General features: G+C 62.6%; 1 pseudogene. It reads right to left on the bottom strand.

Annotated elements, in window-relative coordinates:
• Positions 1 to 135: pseudogene (locus SLW55_RS20550) on the bottom strand (flagellin); the annotation flags it as partial.
• Positions 136 to 959 lie beyond the last annotated feature (824 nt).

The following is a 959-nucleotide window of genomic DNA, read 5'->3' as shown; positions in this document are numbered from 1 at the left end:
TGCGTCGTCCTTGGCGCTGTTGATGCGCAGGCCCGAGGACAGGCGCTGGATCGTCGTCGCCAGGCTGGCGCTGGTGGTGTTGAGGTTCCGCTGAGCGTTCAGCGACATTACGTTGGTATTGATGACCTGTGCCATTTTGATATCTCCTCTAAGCGATTTGTCCGGCAACCCATTGGTGCCTGGAGCCTCCGCAGGGGGCCATCAATTGGCCAGTGCCGCTGCTGGTATAAGTAACGGCAGTCGGTGCGCAACCTTTAGGGATTTACTGCCGAAAATTTGGCGTTTCGGCGATTTGCGTGACACCAGAAACGCGGCGAAAGGCTTGTTTCGGCCGCGCTTCGTCAAACTTTAGGCGTCTTGCACAAGTCGGGGAAAGAGCGGCCTGGATCGCGCCGAGGGCGATGCGCGCGATGTTCTCGATCGTGTGTCGCGTCGACGACGCGAACGCTTGACCTGCCGGTACGCAGCGCATCGCGACGCGACGGCTTGGCCATCTCTCCCTCTACCTGTCTGATCGCCTTACGGCCGTCCATGGCGATGAAGTAGAAGGAGCGTCGGTTGTCCGGCGATGTAGGCAATGCCAGCGCGCTTTCAGGTCGTGCACTGCGTTGATGACGCATGACAGGCGATCTTGAAGTGCGGCCACGGTCATCGCCAACTGCTGACCGCCATCCAGCCCACTGGTCACGTGTCGCGCGACAGCGCAGGCGGTCGGTGGCCATGGCTGTCTCCCGTCGATCCCGCATAACGGGTCGCATGCACGGGATCGCCGCGAATAGCGTGGCCACGCTGTCAGCTGGCCGTCGCCCTGCCAGTCATGGCAGCGCTCGCCTTCGGCGTCGAGGACCGGCAACGCGCGGAGATGACGCTTCCTCCGGGATGCGACGGCCCGTCGCGGGAAGAGGAAACAAAAAAAGCCCCTCCTTGCGGAGGGGCCCGGTGGTGCGTTGCGGCTGGCT

Origin of the sequence: Xanthomonas sp. LF06-19 (assembly GCF_034105425.1) — a bacterium.
Taxonomy (GTDB): Bacteria; Pseudomonadota; Gammaproteobacteria; order Xanthomonadales; family Xanthomonadaceae; genus Xanthomonas_A; species Xanthomonas_A sontii.
The sequence above is the reverse complement of the archived record's forward strand: the minus strand, read 5'-3'. Positions and strand labels throughout refer to the sequence as shown.